Source organism: Streptomyces sp. NPDC001606, assembly GCF_053596835.1.
In genome coordinates, this window is the sequence record NZ_JBSFHC010000001.1 from 516,746 (window position 1) to 539,078 (window position 22,333).

General features: G+C 70.9%; 22 protein-coding genes. 10 read left to right on the top strand and 12 right to left on the bottom strand.

Annotation, left to right across the window (positions count from 1 at the left end):
• The first annotated feature begins 89 nt into the window (after positions 1–89).
• The 7 genes from ACWCV9_RS02355 to ACWCV9_RS02385 all read left to right on the top strand — a co-directional run bounded on the left by ACWCV9_RS02355 (position 90) and on the right by ACWCV9_RS02385 (position 7,665).
• Positions 90–1,097 (top strand): UbiA prenyltransferase family protein, encoded by a 1,008-nt coding sequence (locus tag ACWCV9_RS02355; RefSeq protein ID WP_450783782.1) that lies wholly within the window; start codon positions 90–92, stop codon positions 1,095–1,097.
• A 54-nt stretch (positions 1,098–1,151) separates the two neighbouring features.
• Entirely contained in the window at positions 1,152–2,243 is a 1,092-nt protein-coding gene (locus tag ACWCV9_RS02360) for a glycosyltransferase (RefSeq protein ID WP_450783783.1), read from the top strand.
• Positions 2,240–3,409: an endonuclease/exonuclease/phosphatase family protein gene (locus tag ACWCV9_RS02365; protein ID WP_450783784.1), complete on the top strand. Its 1,170-nt coding sequence runs from the start codon at positions 2,240–2,242 to the stop codon at positions 3,407–3,409. Before ACWCV9_RS02360 ends, ACWCV9_RS02365 begins: the two co-directional genes overlap by 4 nt.
• Positions 3,410–3,486: 77 nt before the next feature.
• Positions 3,487–4,509 carry a glycosyltransferase family 2 protein gene (locus ACWCV9_RS02370; RefSeq protein WP_450783785.1) on the top strand — a complete coding sequence of 341 codons (1,023 nt, stop codon included), beginning with the start codon at positions 3,487–3,489 and terminating at the stop codon, positions 4,507–4,509.
• Positions 4,506–5,498 (top strand): hypothetical protein, encoded by a 993-nt coding sequence (locus ACWCV9_RS02375; protein ID WP_450783786.1) that lies wholly within the window; start codon positions 4,506–4,508, stop codon positions 5,496–5,498. The genes ACWCV9_RS02370 and ACWCV9_RS02375 overlap by 4 nt, the downstream gene beginning before the upstream one ends.
• Positions 5,499–5,551: 53 nt before the next feature.
• Entirely contained in the window at positions 5,552–6,541 is a 990-nt protein-coding gene (locus ACWCV9_RS02380; protein ID WP_450783787.1) for a UTP--glucose-1-phosphate uridylyltransferase, read from the top strand.
• Between the two features lie 146 nt (positions 6,542–6,687).
• Positions 6,688–7,665: an aldo/keto reductase gene (locus ACWCV9_RS02385; protein WP_450783789.1), complete on the top strand. Its 978-nt coding sequence runs from the start codon at positions 6,688–6,690 to the stop codon at positions 7,663–7,665.
• Positions 7,666–7,769: 104 nt separating this feature from the next.
• Here the strand turns inward: ACWCV9_RS02385 and ACWCV9_RS02390 are convergent, their stop codons facing one another.
• Both ACWCV9_RS02390 and ACWCV9_RS02395 read right to left on the bottom strand, forming a co-directional pair.
• Entirely contained in the window at positions 7,770–8,306 is a 537-nt protein-coding gene (locus ACWCV9_RS02390; RefSeq protein ID WP_385848429.1) for a hypothetical protein, read from the bottom strand.
• Between the two features lie 28 nt (positions 8,307–8,334).
• Complete coding sequence (locus tag ACWCV9_RS02395) at positions 8,335–8,895, bottom strand: hypothetical protein (RefSeq protein WP_450783791.1); 561 nt, start codon at positions 8,893–8,895, stop codon at positions 8,335–8,337.
• Positions 8,896–9,150: 255 nt separating this feature from the next.
• On the opposite strand from ACWCV9_RS02395, the gene ACWCV9_RS02400 reads away from it, so the two are divergent.
• Positions 9,151–9,660, top strand: coding sequence for a MarR family winged helix-turn-helix transcriptional regulator (locus tag ACWCV9_RS02400; protein ID WP_450783793.1), 510 nt, complete (start codon positions 9,151–9,153; stop codon positions 9,658–9,660).
• 10 nt (positions 9,661–9,670) lie between these two features.
• Here the strand turns inward: ACWCV9_RS02400 and ACWCV9_RS02405 are convergent, their stop codons facing one another.
• From ACWCV9_RS02405 to ACWCV9_RS02435, 7 genes are all read right to left on the bottom strand, one after another.
• On the bottom strand, positions 9,671–10,888 hold the full coding sequence (locus ACWCV9_RS02405; protein ID WP_450783794.1) for a PP2C family protein-serine/threonine phosphatase: 1,218 nt from the start codon (positions 10,886–10,888) through the stop codon (positions 9,671–9,673).
• Positions 10,866–12,665 carry a PP2C family protein-serine/threonine phosphatase gene (locus tag ACWCV9_RS02410; protein WP_450783795.1) on the bottom strand — a complete coding sequence of 600 codons (1,800 nt, stop codon included), beginning with the start codon at positions 12,663–12,665 and terminating at the stop codon, positions 10,866–10,868. Before ACWCV9_RS02410 ends, ACWCV9_RS02405 begins: the two co-directional genes overlap by 23 nt.
• A complete protein-coding gene (locus tag ACWCV9_RS02415; protein WP_450783796.1) occupies positions 12,662–13,708 on the bottom strand; it encodes an ATP-binding SpoIIE family protein phosphatase in 1,047 nt (348 codons plus the stop codon). The genes ACWCV9_RS02410 and ACWCV9_RS02415 overlap by 4 nt, the downstream gene beginning before the upstream one ends.
• On the bottom strand, positions 13,705–14,151 hold the full coding sequence (locus ACWCV9_RS02420; protein WP_385848418.1) for an ATP-binding protein: 447 nt from the start codon (positions 14,149–14,151) through the stop codon (positions 13,705–13,707). Before ACWCV9_RS02420 ends, ACWCV9_RS02415 begins: the two co-directional genes overlap by 4 nt.
• Entirely contained in the window at positions 14,151–14,558 is a 408-nt protein-coding gene (locus ACWCV9_RS02425; protein ID WP_450783797.1) for an STAS domain-containing protein, read from the bottom strand. Before ACWCV9_RS02425 ends, ACWCV9_RS02420 begins: the two co-directional genes overlap by 1 nt.
• Positions 14,555–15,439 carry an STAS domain-containing protein gene (locus ACWCV9_RS02430; RefSeq protein WP_450783798.1) on the bottom strand — a complete coding sequence of 295 codons (885 nt, stop codon included), beginning with the start codon at positions 15,437–15,439 and terminating at the stop codon, positions 14,555–14,557. Before ACWCV9_RS02430 ends, ACWCV9_RS02425 begins: the two co-directional genes overlap by 4 nt.
• Positions 15,440–15,584: 145 nt before the next feature.
• Positions 15,585–16,745 (bottom strand): PP2C family protein-serine/threonine phosphatase, encoded by a 1,161-nt coding sequence (locus ACWCV9_RS02435; protein WP_450783800.1) that lies wholly within the window; start codon positions 16,743–16,745, stop codon positions 15,585–15,587.
• A 168-nt stretch (positions 16,746–16,913) separates the two neighbouring features.
• Between ACWCV9_RS02435 and ACWCV9_RS02440 the strand changes: the two genes are divergently transcribed.
• Positions 16,914–17,399 carry a MarR family winged helix-turn-helix transcriptional regulator gene (locus tag ACWCV9_RS02440; protein WP_450783802.1) on the top strand — a complete coding sequence of 162 codons (486 nt, stop codon included), beginning with the start codon at positions 16,914–16,916 and terminating at the stop codon, positions 17,397–17,399.
• Between the two features lie 213 nt (positions 17,400–17,612).
• Here ACWCV9_RS02440 and ACWCV9_RS02445 read toward each other — a convergent pair whose 3' ends face one another.
• Positions 17,613–18,026 (bottom strand): ATP-binding protein, encoded by a 414-nt coding sequence (locus ACWCV9_RS02445; RefSeq protein ID WP_385848410.1) that lies wholly within the window; start codon positions 18,024–18,026, stop codon positions 17,613–17,615.
• Between the two features lie 199 nt (positions 18,027–18,225).
• Between ACWCV9_RS02445 and ACWCV9_RS02450 the strand changes: the two genes are divergently transcribed.
• Complete coding sequence (locus tag ACWCV9_RS02450; RefSeq protein ID WP_450783803.1) at positions 18,226–19,755, top strand: diacylglycerol kinase family protein; 1,530 nt, start codon at positions 18,226–18,228, stop codon at positions 19,753–19,755.
• A 51-nt stretch (positions 19,756–19,806) separates the two neighbouring features.
• Here the strand turns inward: ACWCV9_RS02450 and ACWCV9_RS02455 are convergent, their stop codons facing one another.
• Together ACWCV9_RS02455 and ACWCV9_RS02460 are read right to left on the bottom strand one after the other, a co-directional pair.
• Entirely contained in the window at positions 19,807–20,304 is a 498-nt protein-coding gene (locus ACWCV9_RS02455; RefSeq protein ID WP_450784230.1) for a VanZ family protein, read from the bottom strand.
• 247 nt (positions 20,305–20,551) lie between these two features.
• Positions 20,552–22,324 carry a thiamine pyrophosphate-dependent enzyme gene (locus tag ACWCV9_RS02460; protein ID WP_450783805.1) on the bottom strand — a complete coding sequence of 591 codons (1,773 nt, stop codon included), beginning with the start codon at positions 22,322–22,324 and terminating at the stop codon, positions 20,552–20,554.
• Positions 22,325–22,333 lie beyond the last annotated feature (9 nt).

Sequence of the window (22,333 nt, forward strand, 5' to 3'; positions counted from 1 at the left end):
GCCGCGGGTTCCCTCCGCCGCCGCGCCCGGTGACGCCTCCTCCCTCCCGGACCACCGTTCACGACGCGCCTCCCACTGCTAGGAGAGCCATGTCCGCTGCGGATTCCGCCCCCCGCCCCTCCCCCACCGAGGGTGCCGCGCCCTCGCAGCTCGCCATCGGCCCGCCCCCGGGCGCCGTGTCCGCGCCGCCCGCGCCGCATCTACTGCCCCCCGATCCGCTGCCGTACCGGCGGGGACGGGTACGCGCTTTCGTCGCGCTCGCCCGGCCCAAGCACTGGGTGAAGAACATCTTCGTCATCGCCCTGCCGGTGCTGCTCACCGGACCGGTGACCCCGTCGGCGCTGCGTGCCGTGGGCGTCGCCGTCGCCCTGTTCATCACCGCCTCGGTGAGCGTGTACGTACTCAATGACCTGGTGGACCGCGAACGCGACCGGCTGCACCCCGTCAAGCGCCACCGGCCACTCGCTGCCGGCGAGTTGAGCGCCGGGTCCGCCTGGGTAACGCTCGGTGTGCTGGCCGCCGTGCAGGCCGCCGGGGTGTTGCTCGGCGGCGTGGACCGGTTCTGGCCAGTGCCTGTCTACGTCGCCCTCAACGTCGCCTACAGCTTCCGCCTCAAGCACCTGCCGATCGTCGACGTGTTCGCGCTCGCCGGCGGGTTCGTGCTGCGCGGCGTCGAGGGTTACCTCGCACCGGGCCTGACGCCGTCCGCCTGGCTGCTGATGTGCGTCTTCACGCTCTGCCTGGTGCTCGCCCTGGGCAAGCGCCGACGCGAACTGAGCGAGAGCGGCAGCGCGCACCGCCCGGCGCTGACCGGCTACACGACCCAACTGCTCGACTACATGGTGGTGGTCAGCGCCAGCCTGTCGGTGATGATCTACGTCGTCCATCTGTTCGTCCCGCCGTCCCACCCGGCCGCGATCGCCCTGATCCTGGTGACGGTGCCCTGCGCGGTGTTCGCGCTGTTCCGCTACCTCCAGGTCGTCCTCGTCCACGGCGGTGGCGGCGACCCGGTCCGGCTGCTGCTCGGCGACCGGGTGCTGATGGCCGTGGGACTGCTGTGGGCCGTACTGATCGTGCTCCTGCCCGGCCCGGCCTGACGTCTGCAGGCCGTCCGCCCCGCACCGACCACCGCTTCCGAGGAAGGCACCGCCATGTCCGGCACCCCGCTGGTGTCAGTGATCATCCCGAACTACAACTACAGCCGCACCCTGGGCCTGTCCATCCGCTCCGCGCTCGAGCAGGACTATCCGAACAAGGAGATCATCGTCGTCGACGACTGCAGCACCGACGACTCCCTGGCCACCGCCCGGGCGATGCCCGGCATCACCGTGCTGAGCACGCCGGCCAACGGCGGCTCCGCCGTCGCCCGCAACCTCGGCGTCGAGCACGCCTCCGGCGAGATCCTGATGTTCCTCGACTCCGACGTCGCACTCGCCCAGGGCGCGATCACCGAGGCCGTGGAGCAGCTGCTGGCCGACCCGGAGCTGGGCGCCGTCTGCGGCATGTACGAACCCGAACCGCTCATCCGCGACAGCCTGGTGGAGGAGGCCCGCTGCCTCCAGGCCTACTACTGGCGCTACGACTCCGAGGGTTCGGTCAGCTTCCTCATCTCCGCCATCTGCGCGATGCGCGCCGAGATCTTTCACGAGATCGGCGGCTTCAACCCGCAGCTGCGGCAGACCGAGGAGGTCGACTTCGGCGAGCGGCTGTCCCAACGCTACGAGATACGGCTGACCAACCGCATGCGCGGCGCGCACGACGACGACCACGAACTGTTCGCCCTGATCCGCAAGATGTTCGTGCGGGGCCGGTTGCGCGTGCCGCTGTACGCCCAGCGCAAGCGGCACGCCGAGGGGTTCGAGACCATGGCACGGTCCTGGGCCGCACTGTTCGGCCTGGCCGCCATCCTGCTGCTGTGCGCACCGCTCCTGCTGGGGCCGCTCGGCTGGCTGCTGCCTGCCGCGGCGTTCACCGGGGTCGTCCTCTGCGACCTGGGCATGTACGCCTTCGTCGCGCGGCGCAAGGGCCTGCTGTTCCTGCCCGCGTTCTTCGGCGTGCTGCTGGTCTTCAACGTCACCGTGGCCACCGCCGTCCTCTTCGGCGCGGTGCACTGGCTGATCTCCCCGGGGTTCCGCCGACTCTACGAGCGTGAGCCACGCGCCGACGCCGCCGGCCCTGCACCGGGCGTGCCGGCGCCGCGGCGCGAGGCGAAGGACGAGACCGGTGGGGTGCTCCTGCCGTGACCGAGTACCTCACCACCGGCAGCGGCCCGACCGCCACCGACCGCCTCTCAGCCGGCCCGCAGCGGCCGTCCGACACCGACTGCCCCGGGCCGTTCCGGCGTGCCGCCCGGCGGCTCGGCCGAGTGCGGTGGCTGTGGGCGGCGACCTGGCTCTGGCTGGCCGTGGCCCTGATCCACCTGGTGCTCTCGGGTCGCTGGTGGCCGATGCTCCTACCGGATCTGGCGCCGCCGCCGGTGTACGCGGCCGTACCGCTGCTGCTGGTGGCGGCCGCCCTCGCCGGCCGGCTGCGGCGGGCCGCGCCCCCGCACCGGGTCACCTGGACGATCGTGGCCGGCGCCGTCGCCGCGCTCGTCCTCAGCTGGAACTCCTGCGGGGTGCAGTGGGGCGTGCTCTTCCACGACTCCGCGTCCGGCGCCCCCGATCTGCGGGTCGTCTCCTGGAACACCCGGCTCTGGGGCAGCGGCACCGGCCGGGCGGTGTTCTACCGCACCATCCGGGAGCGGAAGGCGGACGTCTACCTCCTCCAGGAGTACATCACCTCGCACGACAACGGGGCGACGTCCGATCCCATCGACGAACTCGCCCAACTGCGGAAGTACTTCCCCGGCTACCACATCATCGTCCGCGGCGAGCTGGTCACCCTCTCCCGGCTACCCGTGGTGTCCGCGCACAGCATCGGGCCCGGCGCCGGCGTGGAGCACGGGCACTGGCCGTGGCAAACCAGGTTCGCCGAAGAGAAGGTGCTGCGCACCGACGTCCGGGTCGGCGGACACACGGTGTCCCTGTACAACGTGCACGTCCCGGTCCAGATCAACATCGGCGTCAGCCCGCTGGGCAGCCGACTGTACCGGATGATGCACGCCAACGAACGTGCGCGGAAAGCGCAGTTCGAGGGCCTGGCGGACGACCTGCGCGCCAACTCCCTGCCCACGGTGGTGGCCGGTGACTTCAACACCAGTCCGGCCATGGGGGACCTGCACACCCTGCGCGGCAGGATGCGGGACGCCGCCGACGCCGGGGGCAGCCTCTATCCGGCCTCTTGGGGCCACCTGTGGCGGCTCGACTGGGCCTTCCTCAGCGGCTCCATCGCAGCCGACCACTACCGCATCGACCCGATGGACGGGATCTCCGACCACCGGGCGCAGATCATGTCGTTCACCGTCTGACGGCCCGGCCGGACGGCTGCCCCTGTCCGGCCGCCGTCCCGCGACTCGTGGACCGCTGAACCGAAAGGCCCGGCCTCGTGCAACCCACCGTCTCGGTCGTCATCCCCAACTACAACTACGCCAAGACACTGCGGCTCTGTCTGAAGTCCGTCTTCGATCAGGAATACCCTCTGCACGAGGTGATCGTGGCCGACGACAACAGCACCGACGCCTCGCGGGAAATCGCCGCCGAGTTCCCCTGCACCGTGCTGCACCTCAACCCCAACGGCGGGGTGTCCGCCGCCCGCAACGCCGCCGTGGCGGCCAGCAGCGGCGACATCCTGTTCTTCCTCGACTCCGACGAGACCATCGCGCCGAACGCCGTCAAGGAGGCCGTGCGCCTCCTCACCGAGGACCCCGGACTCGGCTGTGTGCACGGCGTTTTCGCCCCCGAACCGCTCATCGACGACGGCCCCGTCGAGTGGTATCGCACCCTGCACGCCCACCACTGGCGCACCAAGGCACTGGGCGAGACATCCACCGTCATCTTCGTCGCCACCGCGATGCCACGACGGGTCTTCGACGAGGTCGGCGGCTTCGACACCACCCTGCGCGACGCGGAGGACGTGGAGTACAGCGACCGGCTCTCCGCCAAGTACCGCATCCTGCTGACCGACCGGATCGTCGCCCGGCACGACGAGGAGTCGAGGATGGGCCGCATGCTGCGCGAGTCCTTCCGACGCTCGCAGTTCCTGGTGCCGTTCGGCGCCGCGCACCGCCGCAAGAAGGGCGCGCTCCGGGTCAACACCACCGGCGGTGTCGCAACGGCGATGCTCACCCTGGTCACGCTGCCGCTGGTCGCCGCGGGCTCCTGGTGGACGCTGGCGCCGCTCGCCGCACTGACCGGCTTCGTCTTCTCCGATCCCGGACTGCTCGGCGTGGTGCGCCGCCACCGCGGGTCAGGTTTCCTGCCGTTCTTCCTGCTGTGCCATCTGCTCGTCAACATGACCATCGGCCTGGGGGCGCTCTGGGGCGTGGTGCGGATGGTCTTCACCGACTTCGGAACCCCGACGGCACGCCGCCGGCCGGAACCGGCCATCGTGGGCGGTGAGACCGGATGACCTCACTGTCCCGCCGCCGGGCCCTGCCGGCCGTCGTCACGACCGCGTTCGTGGTCGCCGCGGGCTACGGCATGTACCGGGCGCTGGGCGACTCCACCGACGGGGTCGCCGACTTCCTGGCCCGCGGCGACGCTCCCGCCGTGCTCGCCGGCGCCGCCGTGCTCGACCTGGCCGGGCTGACCCTCGGCATGACGGCCTGGCGCAGTCTGCTCAGCGGTCTGGGTCATCCGCTCGGCGCCGGGCCCACGATGCGGATCTACGGCGCCGCGATGCTGGGCAAGTACCTCCCCGGCCCGTTCTGGAGCGGTCTGGCCAGCGTCCACACCGGGCGGGCCAGCGGTGTGCCCGCGGCCCGCATGATCGCCGCGTACGCGCTGAACTCGGCGCTGGTGCTGCTGACCGCGGGCGTGGTGGGCATCGCCGCGGCACCGGCCGTCATGGACCACTCCGCCGTCGTGCTCGTCCTCGGGCTCGCGCTGTTCGGCGTGCTGCTGCACCGGCCCCGGCTGGTGCTGATGCTGGCCGGGGCGATCGCCCGGGTGCTGCGCAGGCCACCGCCACAGGCCCCGTTCGCGGAGCGGCTGCTGCGCCGGTCGATCCTCGTGCAGGTGGTGTCCTGGGCGGTCGGCGGGCTGCATCTGGCGCTGATCGTGGCCGTCTTGAGCGGCCCGCTGGACGCCCACACCGTACTGCTGTGCGTGGGCGGCTTCGCCCTGGCCTCCGCAGCCGGGATGCTCGTGCTGGTGGTCCCGGACGGCGCCGGGGTCCGCGAGGTCGTGCTGACCCTGGCACTCGCTCCCGTCCTGACCACCCAGCAGACCGTGACGGCCGTCGTCGTCAGCCGGCTGGCGTGCACCCTCGCCGAGGTCTCCGGTTCGCTCGCCGGACTCGCCGCCGCGGCACTGCTGGCGCGCAGCGGACCGCGTCCGGCCCCGGACGGCCCTGGGCGCACCGCGGACCTGGCGCCCTCGGCCCCCTCCGAAGTCTGAGCCGGGCACGTCTCCCCCTCCTCGCCGCCCCCTCCCCCATGAGAGAGGTACGCATGTTCGCGCATCCCCCCGTCACCAAGGCCGTCGTCCCCGCCGCCGGCCTCGGAACCCGGTTCCTGCCGATGACCAAGTCCACTCCGAAGGAGATGCTGCCGGTCGTCGACAAGCCGGCCATCCAGTACGTCGTCGAGGAGGCCGCCGCCGCGGGCCTCTCCGACGTGCTGATGATCACCGGCCGCAACAAGCACTCCCTGGAAGACCACTTCGACCACAACTTCGAACTCGAATCCGTCCTCGCGCAGCGCGGTGACCGTGACAAACTCGCCAAGGTCCGCGCCAGCAGCGAACTCGGCACCCTGCACTACGTCCGGCAGAAAGTGCCCCGCGGCCTGGGCCACGCCGTGCTCTGCGCCCGCTCCCACATCGGTGACGAGCCCTTCGCGGTCCTCCTCGGAGACGACCTCATCGACCCCCGCGATGCCCTGCTGCGCCGGATGCTCGACGTACGGCAGGCCATGGGCGGCAGCGTCATCGCCCTCATGGAGGTCGATCCCGCCCAGACGCACCTGTACGGCTGCGCCCGGATCACCGGGGCCGACGGCGGCGACGTCGTGCGCGTCACCGGCCTGGTGGAGAAGCCGCCGCCCGGCGCCCAGCCCAGCAACTACGCGGTCATCGGCCGCTATGTGCTCCAGCCGGAGGTCTTCGGTGTACTGGAGAGGCTGGGCCCCGGGCACGGTGGCGAGATCCAGCTGACGGACGCCCTGGAGACGCTGGCGGCCGGCGGCTCCGTGCACGGCGTGGTCTTCTCCGGCCGCCGCTACGACACCGGCGACCGCCATGACTACCTGCGCTCGGTGGTGCAACTGGCGTGCCATCATTCAGAGTTGGGGACGGAGTTCAGTGAGTGGCTGACCGCTTACGTCACGTCCCGGATGGTCGAGCCGGGGGCCGAGGCGCTACAGGGGGCCCTCGGGCGGCCTCGGGCGCCGCACCCGGAGCTGCCGGCCGGCCCCCTCTCCGCAACCGGCCGTGGCCAGTAACAGTCCCCGCGCGGCGTACTTCCCCGTACTGTGTTGTGCCCGTCCCACCGGCCATACCTCTCTGCCCACTGATCCGTCCGGCAGCCCATCCAAGGTTCTTCTGCGCTGCCCCGGTACCAGGGCCCTTCCACATGTCTGGAGCCAAGATGACGCAAGCGCACCGCCTCATCGGTGACACCGCCATTCCCCCCCTGGGCATGGGGTGCTGGGCCATCGGCGGTCCTTTCCGGGCCGGTGACACCCCGGCCGGCTGGGGCAAGGTCGACGACGCGGAGTCCACCCGGGCGGTGCGCCGGGCCGTGGACCTGGGGATCCGCTTCTTCGACACCTCCGACGTCTACGGCACCGGGCACAGCGAGCGCATCCTGGGCGCGGCCCTGTCCGGTCACCGCGACGATGTGCTGATCGCCACCAAGTGGGGCAACGTCTTCGACGAGGGCAGCCGCCGGATCACGGGCGAAGACCCGAGCCCGGCTCATGTCCGGCGCGCTGTCGAGGCGTCGTTGACCCGGCTCGGCACCGACCGCATCGACCTCTACCAGTGGCATCTGGGCGGCGCCTCCGCCGAGCAAGCGCAGGAGATGCAGGGCGCTCTGGAGGCGCTGGTCGCGGCGGGCAAGATCCGCCACTACGGGTGGAGCACCGACGATCCGACCCTGCCCACCGCGCTGGCCGGTCCCCATTTCGCCGCCGTCCAGCACGAGTTGAACGTGCTGAACGACGCGCCGGACATGCTGCGCCTGGTCGCCGAGCACAACTGGGCCAGCATCAACCGCAGTCCGCTGGCCATGGGGCTGCTCAGCGAGAAGTACACCAGTGGCACCCGACTCGGCCAGGACGACGTACGGGGCGACGAGGCACCGCCGTGGATGCGGTACTTCACCGACGGCGCCCCGGCCGGCGAATGGCTCAAGCGGCGTGACGCCGTGCGCGAGATCCTGACCTCGGGCGGACGCTCCTTGGTTCAGGGCGCCCTGGCATGGATCTGGGCGCGCAGTCCGCACACGGTGCCCATCCCCGGCTTCCGCACCGTCGCACAGGTCGAGGAGAACGCCGCTGCCCTCGGCCGGCCCCCGCTGACCGCCGGCGAACTGAGCGAGATCGACGCCCTGCTGGGCCGCTGAGCCGGGGCACCGGGCCAGGTCGGGGTCGGGTGCGCTGAACCGGGTCGCGGCCCGGGCCGAAGGGGGCGCCGTGGCCTGTTCTCCGGCCCGGGGGTGTCTTGGGTTCAGGTGCTGAGCAGGCGGTTGAAGAAGGAGCGGTAGCGCCGCAGCGCTCCCCGGAGCTCCTCCGTGTCCACCTGCTCGCCCTGGCTCCACTGTCCTTCCAGGTCCTTCTTGTGCTGGGCGAAGGTGGAGGCCAGGGTCTGCATGACGTCCGCGACGAGGGTGTCGGCGTCGTGCACGGCCTCGCGGGGGTCGTCCACGAACCTGTTCTGGATCGTCTGCCAGCGGTCGCGGAAGGCTCGCTCGTCGCCGTCCGTCAGAAGTTGCGGAGTCTCGTCGTCCGACGCGCCCGTGGCCTGCGGGGCCTCGTCGTCCGACGCGCCCGCCTGCGGCGCCTCGGACTCCGCGCCCTCGGCATCGGCTCCGCCGGTGACGGACGTGCCGCCCTCGCTCGGCGTGCCGGTGCTCTCACCCGGATAGACAGGGGCGCGCCCGGAGGTCTCCTCCGGCTCGGCGCCCAGGCCGGTGTCGGTCGTCTGGGCGAGGTCCTCGGTGGACAGACCGCCGGTGATGCGGTCCGCATCCTCGTTTCTCTGCATGGCGTTCCTCTGCGGGTTGTGATCGCGGTCAGGCCCGGGCGGATCCCGCCCGGCCGCCGCCGTCGGAGAGCAACTCGTCGAACAGGGCGCGGTAGTGCACCATGGCACCCCGCAACTGCTCGGTCGTCGCCTGCCTGCGGGTGGAGAGGTCCTCCACCTCGTGCGCGGCCCGGTAGTGCTCCAGCGTGGCGCCGTGCTCCACCGACAGGTCCTTCATCTGCTGCTCGAACCCCTCGGTGGGGTATCCGCGCTCGTGCATGAGGGAGGTCACCAGCCGGTCGGCGTCGTGCACCGCATCCTCCGGCCGGTCGACGAACTCCTCCTGGACGCTGGTCCACTCCCGCGTGTAGCGGTCCCGTGAGACGGGGGGCAGCGGTTTGATCTCCAGCGAGTCGTGTCGCCTCTCGCGCTCCCGGAGCTCACGCTCGGCGGCGAGCCGACTGTCGGATCCCTCGACCGTCCGTTCGTACTCCGGGCCGAAGCGCTCACGGAGGTGACGGCGTCGCATCAGCAGTGAGACCGCCACAGCGGCCAGAGCGATCACCACCACGATGGGAATGATGATCGCCAGAAGCGTTCCCGTCGACATGGGCACACGCTCCTCAGGGAGTAGTGATATGCACCCTCCATGTCCCCATTTCCACCGACTTCACCCGAGGTTTGGTTGCAAATACTTCACCACAGGAACATGTACGTCCCAGATCGCCTCGGAACATTCGCATCAGCCGGCGTCCGGACGACGTCCAGCGCCGCAGCAGGCTGCTTGCGCCTCACTTCTTCGGGTACAGCGATTGAATGAGAATTGTCCTCACAGTATGCGGATCTCACTGAAAGCGATGTGTTCGTGACCCGTCTCGACGACCCCGGCGGCGACCGTGTGGAGGGAGCGGGCGCTGGCCCGGACGCTGTCGCGCTGGAGATCGCCGATGCCGTGGAGAGTCTCACGAACCTGTGGTCGCTGACCGCGCAGGAGGCGGCCCTTCGTCTGTCCTTGCACCAGCTGCGGGCGCTGCGGACCCTTCAGACGGCACCGGGGCTGAACCTCACGACCCTGGCCGAACGGCTTGATATAGGTCTTCCCACGGCCAGTCGGCTCTGTGACCGGCTGGAGGCGGCGGGGATGCTGGAACGCGCGCTGCATCCGGAGAAGCGCCGCGAGGTGCGGCTGAGCCTCACCGCGCAGGGACGCCGGGTCCTGGAGGACGTGGCGGAACGGCGGGCCCAGGCGCTGACGGTCGCACTGACGGCCATGGAGCCGGCGGAGCGGTCGGCGCTGAGCCGCGGTATGAGGGCCTTTCTCGCCGCTCAGAGGCGAGCGCGGCCCCAGCCGGAAGAGCCGCCGGACGACCAGTGACGGAAAGGGGTCAGGTGGCTTCGGGGGTGAGCCGCGCCGCGTCGGTGTTCCTGCCCGTCCAGTCGAGGCAGACGACCGACGCGTCGGAGGTGAGGTCCTTGCTGCCGAAGTGCTCTATCAGCCCGGCGACCACCGCGCGCGCCGTCTCGTGCGGCGTGGTCTGACGTGTCGCGCTCAGGATCTGGCGCAGGGCGCGTTCCCCGAAGACGTCTCCGGTGGCCGAGCGGGTGCTGTGGACGCCGGTGCTGATGACGACCAGGCGGTCCCCTGGCTGCACCTGAAAGGTCTGCTCCTCGTACGGGGTCTCCTCGAACATCCCCAGCGGGAGCTGTGCTTCCAGCTCTATCAGATCGATGCCCGTGGCGCCCAGGCGGTACAGCTGCGGTGAGCCGGCGTCGACCGCGCGCACGGTCCCGGAGTCCAGGTCGAAGCGCAGCAGAAGCGTCGAGGCATACGCCTTGCCGCCGTACTGGGCGAATACGGCTTGGTCCGCGAGGGCGGCTTGGTCGGCGAGGCCGATGCCGGCGCGGCGGGCGTTGCGCAGGGCGCTGACGGCGAGGCCGGTGAGCAGCGAGGCCTCGATGCCCTGGCCCATGCCGTCGGTGACGGTGAGGGTGAGGTGATCGGCGCTGGTGCTCCAGTCGAAGTTGTCACCGCCGACGGCATAGGCCGGCTCCAGATGGGCGCCGATGGTGTACTCCCGGCGGGCGCAGCCGCGCCCCGGCAGAAGCTGCCACTGCATCTCGGCGGCGAGGGTGAGCCGGCGGGTTCGGCGGGCCTGAAGGTACAGGTCGGTGTCCCGGCCCGCCGTGACGACCTCGTGGCCGAGGGCCGTGGCGAACTCACCGAGTCTGAGCACCGTGGCCGGGTCCGCGGCGGTGGCGGGTACCCGGACGGTCAGGACGCCGAGCCGGTCACCGCGAACGGTGATGGGCAGGTGAACCCGCTCCGTCGTCGTGTCGGCAATGACCTCGACCACCGGCTTCTGACTGGTGAACGCGGTGCCGGCCGGACCCTCGTACGCGGAGGCCGGTTCGCCCGTGTGCGGCAGGTGCGTGACCGGTTGCAGGACCGCCAGGCCGTAGTCGGCCAGGAGCAGGGTGACGTCCCGGGCACCGAAGCGCTCGGCCAGCAACGAGGCGGCGGTGGCGACGAGCGCGTGGGGCGGGACGGCCCGCAGCAGGCTCTCCGCGGACGGGAACGGTTCAGAGGCATTCACGGCGTCCACCCTCTCCCCTTGTGGCCTCCACGCTATCGCGGCGAGGGCCCGTTCCCGAGCGCTCGGGCAGGACCTCCGGCGTGGTGGTGCGGCACAGCAGGAGACAGACGTCGTCGTCGCGTTCGGAGTCGTGGAGCAGCGGCTTGAGCAGCGACTCGGCGCAGGTTTCGAGATCTTCCAGTTCGGGCTCGTCCAAGGCGGCCAGGGTCTGGCTGAGCAACTCGATCCCAGGGTCGATTCCGTGGGCACGCCGCTCCACCAGGCCGTCGGTGTACAGGACGAGCGTCGAGCCGGGTGGCAGTTCGGCGGTGTGGTCCTCGTACTCGAAGGGCAGGGGGACCCCCAGCATGACGCCCGGTTTGGTGTCCAGGACGCGCACGCCGCCGTCGGGCACGCGGACCACGGCCGGCGGATGTCCGGCGGCGGACCACACGACGTGCGGATCACCCGGGCGGAAACGGGCGATCATGGCGGTCGCGTACAGGTTCGGCTGCTGGTGGTGGAGCATGCGGTGCAGGCGGCTGAGGATCTGAGCGGGGCTGTCGTTCTCGACGGCGTAGGCGCGCAGCGCGGTGCGCAGCTCGCCCATCATGACGGCGGCGCGCAGCCCATGTCCGGTGACGTCTCCTATGACCGTCAGCAGGCTGCCGTCGGGCTGGGGAAAGGCGTCGTACCAGTCTCCGCCGATGTTGAGTCCGCGGGTGGCGGGCAGGTAGCGAGCAGCCAGGCGCAGGCTGTCGGTGGCGGGCAGCTCGGTGAGCTGGGCGCGTTGGAGTGCCTCGGCGGTGTCCCGGTGCTGTTCGTAGCGCAGCGCGTGGTCCAGGGCGATGGCGGTACGGCGGGCCAGTTCCAGCAGCATGACGCTGGTGTCCGGGTCGAAGCGGTCGCCGTGGGGGGTGAGGGTCAGCACACCCAGCGTCCGGCGCACGGTGAGGGGGATGCTCAGCACCGACCCGGTGGGGTTCACCGCCGAGGGCGGAAGGTCGTCGATACCCGAGAGTCCTCCCGGATAGGGTGCCGCGTGCTGCGGGCGATCGGTACGGGCAGCGGCCACCGCGGCGGCCGAGTGAGTACGGTTCCTGTCCGCCTGTTCGTCGTCGAAGATCCACAGGTCGACGTGGCTCGCGTACTCGGGAACCAGCAGCTCGGGAAGACGCCGCAGGATGTCCTTGTGGTCCAGGGACGCGGTCACCGCCGCGCTCGCGTCGCCCAGGAAGGTCAGCAGGCGCCGTGCCTTCTCCGCCTCGGCCCGCGCGGCGCGTTCGGCGTCGAGGAGCTTGCGCTGGGTGAGCGCGGCGGCGTCCAGTTCGGCGTGCAGGGCCAGCACGCCCTGGTTGGTCTGATGCAGTTCCTCCCGGTGCAGGACGAGCAGCTTCTCGGTCTCGTCGAGCCGGTTCAGGACCGCGGCGGTCTCCTCGTCCGCCGCGAGGACGACCTCGGCGGGGTCGGCGTCGTCCAGGGCCGCCGGGACGGGCAACTCGTGTGAGGGGGGACCTGGGCAGGCGAGCGTGAGCCGCCATGGCGGCATCTGCTCGCGCGTCGGCGGGGTGGGTCGTACGACGGCCTGGACCTGCCCGGCGCGGCCGGGGCCGGCCTCCCGGACGGTGAGGGTGAGTTCCGCACCGCCCTGACCGAGACACTGGCGCAGCCGCGCCGTGAGCTCGGTGAGGAAGCGGGCCCGCTCGACCTCGGGCGCGCCCAGGGCGGTGGTGAGGAGCGCCGCGAAGGTCCGGGCACGGGCGGCTTCCGTGGCGGAGGTGATCTTCCGAACGTCTGGCGTGATCATGGGTGCCGGTCCGCAGGGTCGAAGGCCAGGACGGCCACACTGGTGTCGTCGCGTACGGGACTGGCGGGGCTGTTGGCATCCCGCAGGATGGTCGCAGCGACCACCGCCGGGTCGTGGGTGAGGAGACCGGGGTCGTCGGGCGGCACCCACCTGCTGGGCAGTCCGTCGCTGTGCAGGACGAGCAGACTGCCCGGCTGCCAGGACCGGCGCTGCACGGGCACGGTCGCCGGGAAGTGGGCGCCTACGATGCCGGGGTGGGAGACAAGGTGCTCCCATGAGCCGCTGGTGTACAGCCGGGCGCCGATGTTGCCGACTCCGGCGAAGGCGAGTTCCGCACTGTCCGTGTTCAGCTGGGCGACGGCGACGGCCGCGCCGCGGGTGCGCCGCAGGGCAGGGTGCAGTTGGCGCAGGACCTCGGCGGGGGGCAGGTGTGCGGCGCGGTGCAGCTCGTCGACCGCCGCGCTGGAGGCTTCCGCCGCCTTGGCGCCGTGGCCGAGGCCGTCGGCGAGCATCAGGGTCAGCCGGGGACCCGATCGGCTCCAGCACCAGGCGTCTCCCGAGTGCTCGGCCTGGGCGAGCGGGACGTTGATTCCTCCCGTCCGGAGGACCGGCCGGTTCTTCTCCCGTCCGGTGCTCTGGTCGATGCGGGCCACGGCGACGGTGCCCCGGTGGGTGCTGTACAGGTCGAAGGTGCTGGATATGCGCATGCATGTGCCCAGACCGGCACCGAGCGACGCCTTGCTGGTGGTGTAGCCGTCGCGCATGGCCGCGTCGACATCGGGGATGCCGGGGCCGTGGTCGAGGGCGGTGAGCTGCACCGCCGGGGTACGGGCGTCCCCTCGGGGGCAGTCGACCAGGTCGATCACGATCCGCCCGCCGCCGGCGTGTTTGAGCAGGTTGGTCGCCAGCTCGGTGGCGACCAGGGCGGCGACCGCGATGCGGTGCGGGTCGAGGCGGGCATGCGTGCTGGCCGCCTCGGCCGCCACCCGGACGTCCCGTACGCGGGTGGAATCGTGCACCGGGATGTCCCAGACGCGCGTCATCGCAACCCCGAGCGAGCCGCGGGCACGCCCGCTGTCCAGGCGATGACGGTGACGGTGGTGCCCCGGCCGGGACCGGTGTCGATCTCGAACTCGTCCATGAGGCGTTTGGCGCCGCTGAGGCCGAGCCCCAGGCCGCCGCCCGTGGTGTATCCGTCCGTCATGGCCAGCTCGACATCACGGATCCCGGGACCGTTGTCGACGAAGGACAGCCGCAGCCCGCGCGTCGTGCCCCGGGTGAGCGGAATGATCTGCACCTGCCCGCCACCGCCGTGGATCAGGGTGTTACGGGCCAGTTCGCTGGCCGCGGTGACCAGTTTCGTCTGCATCACCAGGCCGAAGCCGAGTTCGGCCGCGGACTGGCGTACCTGCTGACGTACCCAGGCGAGGTCCGCGTCCGAGCCGATCGGCAGGGTCGTCACCGTGTCAGGGTCGGACGTCGGCATCACGTCCCCCTCTCGCGTCCGCCCAGTGTGCTCGGCGGCTGCCTGAGCGCTTCCAGGGCTCGTTCGACATCGAGGGCGGTGGCCAGGCCGGGCAGGGTGAGGCCCAGCTCGACCAGGGTGATCGCCACGGCCGGTCGCATACCGGCCAGGACGGTCCGGACCGCCAGCAGACGGGCACTGGCCGCGATCTCGGCGAGGACACGTCCCAGGAAGGAATCGACGATCTCCACGCCGGAGATGTCGATGACCACACCGGTCGCGCCGCTGTCGGCGATGCGTTGGGTGATGTCGTGCTGGAGCTGCTCGGCCAGGCTGTCGTGCAGCTCGCCCTGGAGGGTGACCAGCAGGGTCTCCCCCAGGGCCAGGACCGGCACCGCGGCGGCGTACTCCGGGCGACGACCGGTCACGTCAGGCTCGCACGCGGGGACACTTCGATGCCCTGCTGGCCCAGGGCGTAGGCGAGGGCGTCGGCGAGCGAGGCACGGGTGAGAACGGAACCCAGATCGATGCCGAGCTGCACGATGGTCTGCGCAATGGCCGGACGGATGCCGGAGACGATGCATTCGGCGCCCATCAGCCGGGCGGCGGCGACCGTCTTCATCAGGTGCTGGGCGACGAGCGAGTCGACCGTGGGCACACCGGTGATGTCGAGGATGGCGTAGCGGGCGCGCTGACTGACGATGCCCTCCAGGAGGGCCTCCATGACCACCTGGCTGCGGGCGCTGTCCAGGGTGCCGATCAGCGGCACGGCGACGACGCCCTCCCAGAGATTGATCACCGGGGTGGCGACTTCGAGCAGTTGCTGCCGCTGCCGCGCGATCAGCTCCTCCCCCGCGCTGAGCGCCGTCTGCATCACCACCAGACGAAGGGTGCCCATCAGGGCGGTCAGCGCCAGCAGGCTCTCCGCCGCCTCCGGAGCGGACGGGTCGGCGAACTCGGCCCGCAGCAGATCGACGACCGGCGCCCGCAGCGCGGCGACCTCGTCCGCGATCTGCGCGGGGCTCGATCCCGTGCGCGTCCGGGAGCCGGACATACGCCCGAGCTGCTCGCGCACGGTCTCGAATCCCGGTGCCTCGATGTCCTCCAGCCTCCCGGCCGACGCCACTTCGGAGAGCGCGTCCACGACGGCCTTGCACGCGTCCACGGCTTCGTCGCGCGAGACGGTGAAGACCGTCCGGAAGAGCGCGGCATCGGCCCAGCGCTGAGCGATCTGCTCCCGGCGGCGCTCCAGGAAGGTCCCCAGCCGGCGCGCCGTCGACGCGACCGCCTCTTGCTCCGACACCTGCATCGTCTCCTCTGTAACACAGCGGCCGCCGGGCGGCCGTCCACAAGAGGCGATTATTGCCTCATGACAAACGTTAGCGCCGAGGGCGTGGTGCAAACTACACACGATCGACACATATCGAGAAGGAGCTTGCGCGCCCCCGGTACGGTCAGCGTCCACGCCAGTCGAGGCATACCACGAGGGCGTCGTCGTCGGGCGCGGGCCGGCCGCGGTGGCCGGTCAGCTCCCGCAGGATGGCGCGCGGCACCTCGGCGGCCGGCAGCAGTCGGGTGGCCTGGATCGCCCGGGCGAGCGCGACGTCGCCGTACGCCTCGCCCCGGGAGTCGGCCACCGCGTGCACCCCGTCGCTGACGAAGACCAGCCGGTCCCCGGGCTCGACCCGGAACTCCTGCGCGACGTAGTCGGTCTCCTCGAACATGCCCAGCGGAAGCTGGGCGTCGAAGGTGACGCGCTCGACCGCGCCGTCACGCAGCCGCAGCATCTGCGGGGAGCCGGCGTCGACCACCTTGGCGTGCCCTGTCGCGAGGTCGAAGTCGAACATCAGCATCGACAGGTAGCAGCGGCCCTGGTAGTGGGCATAGACCGCCTGGTCGGCCAGTGCGGCCTGGTCGTCGATGGCGATCCCGGCGCGCCGGGCGTTGCGCAGGGCGTTGATGGCCAGGTTGGTCAGCAGGGAGGCCTCTATGCCCTCCCCCATGCCATTGGTGACGTAGAGCATCAGGTGGTCGGCCGTGGCGGACCAGTCGAAGTTGTCACCGAAGATCGCGTACGCCGGCTCCAGCTGCGCACCCAGCTCGTACTCGGAGCGCGAGCAGGAACGGCCGGGCAGCAGCTGCCACTGCATCTCTGCGGCCAGGGTGAGCCGGTCCTTGCGCCGCGCCTGTAGATAGACGTCGGTGTCCCGCTCGGCCACGACCACCTCGTGGCCGAGCACCTCGGCGATGTCCGCGAGTTCGCCCAGGAGGCCGTGCACCCCGCCGTCGTCCGGCAGCGTCACGGACAGCACACCCAGCCGGTCCCCGCGCACGCTGACCGGGAGGTGCACGCGCACACGGCCGCCGAGGGCGGACTCGACGACCGGTTCCTGAGCCCCGAAAGCCCGTCCCACCACGCTGGTGTGCACGGACACCGCCTCCGTGGTGTGCGGCAGCGCCGACACCGGCTGGAGCACGGTCAGGCTGTAGTCGGCCATGAAGAGCTCCACGGACGCAGCCGCGTAATGCTCGATCAGCACCCGACGGACAGCGTCGAACAACTCATGGGGCGCCGCCGTGCGCAGGGCGCGCTCGGCGGTCACAAATCTGTTCACGATGGTAAACACACCAATCATTCGGCGGACACTTACCGACCCCGTTCACACGACGAGGCCGCACAATTCAGCCGCGCCAAGCCGTCCAAGCCGTCCAGGACGTCCGAAACATCTCTGGCCGCTGCGAGCGCCTAGTAGGCTGGCGGCCGTCCCAGTGCCTGCGAGAGTGTGACAGTGGCTGCTTTCCGCCCCCGCCCGGAACCCGTCGAGGTCGCCCGTGTGACCGCGACGGCCGGAGAGTTGCTGGAAGTCCTGTGGGGCCGGGCCTCGACCGCCCCGGCGTCCGCGTCCCAGATGCGGGTGCTGCTCACCCTGGAGCACCAGGACGGTATCAACCTGCGCACGCTCTGTGACACCCTCTCCTCCACGCCGCCGTCCACGAGCCGGCTGTGCGACCGACTGGTCGCGGCCGGCTTCGTCGAGCGCGTGGTCAGCCCGGCCGACCGGCGCGAAGTGCGACTGCACCTCAGCAGCCGGGGCCGCGCCTTCCTCGAAGACCTGCGCGCACGCCGGGAACAGGAGTTGCAGGCCGTGCTGGCACTCATGCCCGCGAGCAAGCGCATGGCACTGCTGGAGGGGCTGGAGGCGTTCTGCGGCGCGGCGGCGTTGCAGATACAGGACAAGGCCCAGCGCGCGGACGACCAGACTGCCTGACCACCAGGCCGCGCCACCGGAGTGTCCGCCCACCGGAACATTCCACACCCTTCCCCGTGCAGCACGACACGGCTACTTTCTTGCCCTAGGGTCATTATTGTCAAATGACAAGTGACGCCCGGGGCCCTTCTGGGATCCGGATACCCCGAGACCGCCTCAAGTCGACTGTGGGCCATGCCTCGAAATGGCGGAGTGCCTGGTCGACGGCGCGTGTCACCGGGGAACCAGGGCACAGATCGCCTTTCCGTTGGGGACCAGCACCACGGTGACCTTTCCGGCCAGACGGCGGATCATGGGCCAGCCGAAGCCGCCCCGCCGTCCGCTGAAGTCCGGAGCACGCGGACGAGGCGGCTCGGGATCCGAGTCGAGGACGGTCACCTCGACGGCGTCCGGCCGTGCGTCGAGGCTGAGCACGCAGGTCGCGCCGCGCGCGTGCCGCACCGCGTTCGTCACGAGTTCCGTCACGACGAGATCCACGTCCTGGGCGGCCCGGTCGTCGACCGGAGGAGCGAGCCGGCGCACGAACCGCCGGGCAGCCTGCCGCGCTTTCGCCGCAGCGTCGGAACGGTTGCGGAGTACCAGGCGCCGTGGAGCGCGCGTGACGTCTCCGTCATCGGGGTCGATCACTGTTCCTCCTTCGGTCAGCGCCACGGTTGTTCTCGTCCCTCATCGGCTTCCCGGGACAGGGCGAGAGATGTTCGCCCGATGAGCGGACAGTGAGGGGAGCCAGGTTTCCGCCGCCCGGAAGAGTGATCGGTGCGGGGCTGGATCCGGTCGGCATGCGGTCGGTACGGGTGTGCGGCGCTCGGCGGGGTAAAGGGGGGCCATGAGTGATCGAACCCGGCACCGCATCAGGAGCCTCCTGCGCGCCGCCGACCAGTCGCTGTTCCAGAAGGTGGCGGCGCGTGAGTGGCCCGCGGCCGAAGCGGTGCTACCGAGGATGAGCCGGAGCGCCAACCACGGTCTGCTGTGGGGCGGAGCCGCCCTCGGGATGTGGGTCTTCGGCGGGGCGCCGGGCCGCCGGGCCGCTGTCCGCGGAATGACATCACTGGCGCTGGCGTCCGCCACGGTGAACACCATCGGCAAACGCTCCGTCGGCCGGCCCAGGCCGATACTGGACGTCGTACCGGTCGTGCGGCATCTGCCTCGTCAGCCCTTCACCAGTTCCTTTCCCTCCGGACACGCCGCCTCGGCCGCAGCGTTCGTGGCGGGGGTTGCCCTTGAATCGCCCCGGTGGGGCGCCGCACTGGCTCCGCTGGCCGCATCAGTGGCCTTCTCCCGTGTCTACACCGGAGTCCACTATCCAGGCGATGTCCTGGCCGGTGCTGCCCTCGGGGTGGGCGCGGCCTATGCGGTGCGCGGCCTGGTGCCGTCCCGCTCGCAGATGCCGCCGCCGGCCAGGCCGCGGGTGGACGTGCCCGCGCTCCCCGACGGGGAGGGGCTGGTCGTCGTCGTCAACCCGTCTTCCGGGAGTCAGCCGCAACTGGCTGCCCCGGTGAGGCAGTTGAAAGCACTGCTGCCGCGCGCCGAAGTCGTGTTCTACGACGAGGAGGCCGGGCCCTTGCCCAAGGTGCTGGCGAAGGCGGCCAGGGAGGCTGCGAACCGGGGCGGTGCGCTGGGAGTGTGCGGCGGCGACGGCACCGTGAACGCGGCCGCGACGGCCGCGCTCGGGGCGGACGTGCCTCTGATGGTGCTCCCCGGCGGCACGTTCAACCACTTCGCCGCCGATCTGGGGATCGACACGGTGGCCGACGCCTGCACCGCGGTGATGCAGGGCCGTGCCGTCCGTACCGACGTCGGCCGGATCAGGCCTCTGCGCGCGGCGGACGGAGATGCCGAGCCGGTCTACTTCCTCAACACCTTCAGTATCGGCGCCTACCCGGAACTGGTACGGCTGCGCGAGCGATGGGCCCCGAGGATCGGTGGGCCGTCGGCTGCCCTCCTCGGCGTCGCCCGGATTCTGCGCCAGGTGGACCCCCTCCAGGTCGAGGTGAACGGACACCGCCGATCCCTGTGGCTGCTCTTCGCAGGAAACGGCGTGTACCGCAGCGTCGGCATCGCGCCGGTCCGGCGCCACGACCTGGCCGACGGCATGCTCGACGTACGGGTCGCCCATGCCGGCCGCTTCGCCCGCACCCGCCTTCTGGCGGCAGCATGCGTCGGCCGCCTGACGAGGACACCCTTCTACGCGGCGGCGACACCGAAGCGTCTGGTGATCTCCGGCCTGCCCGAGGAGGCCTGCATGGCCTACGACGGCGAGGTGACCGACGCCCCTCCCGCTCTCCTCATCGACAAGCTCGACGAGGCCCTGACCGTGTACCGCCCGGCAGGGGAGGATCCCCCGGCCACCCTCTAGTCGCGCCCATGGAGACGGGCCGGTGACGACCATGCCGCCGAGAGGGCTGACTCACGCCCTCTCACCGGGACGTTCCGAGACTTCGGCCGTCACTGGCCGGTGGCTTCCGGGGACGATTCGGTGCCACCAGTGGTGTCGCCGTGGGTGGACGGCTCGGCCGAGGCGGCGGCCGAGCAGCAGGTAGGCCAGCAGGGCGCCCGAGGTGTTGAGGAGTACATCGTCGATGTCGAAGGCGCGCCCGGTGATCAAGGTGCCCTGTATCAGTTCCACCAGGAGCATCACCAGCGCGGTGACGGCCGCGACGCGAAGGAGACCGCGGGCACGAGGAACCAGAACGGGCAGGAGCAGGCCGAACGGCATACCGAGCACAATGTTGCCGCCGAGTTGCTTGACGGCGTCCTGAACCCCCGGCCGGTCCAGGTACGCGCGGATCGAGCCACCCGGGCGCAGGTTGTTGTGCGTCAAGGACGCCGATGCCGCTTTCGGCTCCAGGGTCAACCTGGCCAGCACCACCGCGAAGAGAATCATCCCCACCAGGGCGACAAGCATGAGCAGGGCCCGCGCCCACGGACTGAGCAGCCTGCGTGAAGGTGGATTACTGACGGATTTCGCTTTGGCATCCGACTCGCGCGTCATTGTCCGCCGCATGACTTGTCCCAACCACTGGTCCGGCACATTCTCCGGGGAGCAAGGTGTCGTCAGCCATGTCGGCCAACGTCCGGGACGCCTCTCAGCCCGGCACGCGAATCCGTATACCCGCGTTCATGAGCCGCACTCAATGCATGCTGACGAACGCTCAGTTCCCCGTCGGCTCTCCGTGGCTGCGTATGGCTTCCTTCACCTTGGCCACCGCGAACCCCCAGCCCTGCTCGACGGTCGGCTTGGCCGGGACGGCGATCTCGTCGGGGTTGGTGAGGACGTCGAGCAGCACCGGGCCGGGGTCACGGAAGGCGCGTCGCACGGCGCTCGCGACGTCGGCCGGGTCCGTCACGCGGATGCCGGTGATGCCCATGGCCTCGGCCACGGCGGCGAAGTCGGGGTTGTCGAGCACCGTGCCGAACTCGGGCAGGCCGGCCTGCTCCTGTTCGAGTTTGACCATGCCCAGCCGGCGGTTGTCGAAGACGATCAGCTTGACGGGAAGGCGGTACGTCTTCAGCGTCATGAGGTCGCCGAGGAGCATGCTCAGACCGCCGTCGCCGCAGAAGGCCACGACCTGGCGCTCACGGTCCAGGCACTGGGCACCCAGCGCCTGGGGCATGGCGTTGGCCATCGAGCCGAGGTTGTACGAGCCGATGAGGCGTCGCTCGCCGCGCATCTCGACGAAGCGCGAGAGCCACACCGTGGCCATACCCGTGTCGGAGGTGAAGACCGCGTCATCGGCCGCGATCCGGTCGACGGCCGCGGCCAGCACCTCGGGGCGGATGTCGTGGGAGCGGTTGTCCAGCGCGGAGCGGACGCGGCCGACGAGGCCCCTGTCGTGCGAGGGGTCGGCGAGCCGGGCCTGACCGGTGCGCCATTGGTCGAAGCGTTCTCGCGCCTTTTCCAGATGCGAGCGGTCGCGTGCGCCTGCGGAGCCGGCCGACCCGGCGGGCTCGGCGGCGAGGTGGTCCAGGAGGTCACGTACGGTGGCGCCGGTGTCCCCCACCAGCCCGACGTCGACCGGCACCCGGCGTCCGATGTGGGCGGCCTCGGTGTCCACCTGGATCACGGTCCGGCCCTCGGGATACCAGTCCCGGTAGGGGAAGTCCGTTCCCAGCAGCAGGAGGGTGTCCGCATCCTGGAGGGCAGCCGCGGCGGCGGGATTGCCGATCAGCCCGGTCTGGCCGACCTGGAAGGGGTTGGTGTCGCCCTCGAATCCGGCCTTGGCCTTCAGCGTGAGCACCATCGGTGCGGCCAGGCGGTCGGCGAGGGTGAGGACGTTCTCGCGGGCGGCGCGGGCGCCCTCCCCGACGAGCAGGGTGACGCGTTCGGAGCGGTCGAGGAGTTCCGCGGCGCGGCGGACCGCGGTGTCGTCCGGCCGGCTCACCGCACGGGTCAGTGAGAACCTGGCGGGCCGGTCGGCGGTCAGTTCCCGCTCGCCCAGGTCGCCAGGCACGGTGAGAACAGCGACGCCCTTGCGCCCCAGCGCGTTGCGCACCGCCGTCTCCAGCAACTGCGGCAGTTGGTCGGGCGAGGTGACGGTCGCGCGGAAGACGGCCACGTCGCTGAAGACGGCGTCGTTGTCGACCTCCTGGAAGTAGTCGGTGCCGAGTTCGGCGAGCGGAACCTGGCCGGCGATGGCGAGGACCGGGGCATGGCTCTTGGCCGCGTCGTACAGTCCGTTGAGAAGGTGGACGGAACCGGGTCCGACGGTGCCCATGCACACGCCGAGCGTTCCGGTGAGCTGCGACTGGGCGCTCGCGGCGAAGGCCGCGGCCTCCTCGTGCCGGCAGCCCACCCATTCCAGGCCCTCGGTGGTGCGGATGGCGTCGGTCAGGGGATTGAGTGCGTCTCCCACGACGCCGAACACCTGGCGCACGCCGAGCTCGCTCAGCGCGTCCACGATGACGCGGGCAACAGTACGGGGCACGTGAGTCCT